The sequence below is a fragment of the Methylobacterium platani genome, assembly GCF_001653715.1.
Classification (GTDB): Bacteria; Pseudomonadota; Alphaproteobacteria; order Rhizobiales; family Beijerinckiaceae; genus Methylobacterium; species Methylobacterium platani.
Genome location: NZ_LWHQ01000124.1, coordinates 3143 through 3895, shown reverse-complemented (window position 1 = coordinate 3895; position 753 = coordinate 3143). Strand labels below are relative to the sequence as shown.

1 protein-coding gene is annotated in these 753 nt (G+C 72.1%); it reads right to left on the bottom strand.

The features are described from left to right. A partial coding sequence (locus A5481_RS35585; RefSeq protein WP_245298692.1) for a branched-chain amino acid ABC transporter permease occupies positions 1-753 on the bottom strand: 753 nt, incomplete at both ends.

Sequence of the window (753 nt, the reverse complement as noted above, 5' to 3'; positions counted from 1 at the left end):
GCCTCGGCGGCGCCGGCGAGCCCGCGCGGGAAGGCGAGCACGGCGGCGATGATGGCGACCCCCAGGAGCAGGCGCCAGAACTCGGTCAGCGGCATCACCGCGTCCTTCAGCGCGTGGAAGAAGGCGGCGCCGACGAGCGGCCCCATCACGGTCTGGATGCCGCCGACCAGCACCATCACCAGGAAGTCGATCGAGAGCGGGATGCCGGTCAGCGTCGGGTCGATCGAGCCCTTCATGAAGGCGTAGAGCCCGCCGGCGAGTCCGGCCGCGGCGCCCGCGAGCGTGAAGGCGAGCCAGCGATGGGTGCGCACGTCGAGGCCGATCGCCTCGGCGCGGGTGGCGGAATCGCGCGCCGCCCGCAAGGTGTAGCCGAAGGGCGCGTAGATCACCCGCCGCAAGAGGACGATCGCGGCGAGCGACAGGGCGGCGACGAGATAGAAGTAGGTGTTGCGCCCGGACGCCCAGGCCGCGGGCCAGACCCCGACGACGCCGTTGTCGCCCCCCGTCACCTCGACCCACTGGAAGCAGACCGCGTAGACGATCTGCCCGAAGGCGAGCGTCAGCATGGCGAGGTAGATCCCCGACAGCCGGACGATGAAGATGCCGAACAGGGCAGCGCCGAGGCCGGCCGCCAGGGGCGCGGCGAGCAGCGCCAGTTCCATCGGCGCCTTGAACGGCCCGGTGACGAGGAGCCCGGCCGCATAGGCGCCAAGGCCGAAATACGCCGCGTGCCCGAACGAGACGAGGCCGCCG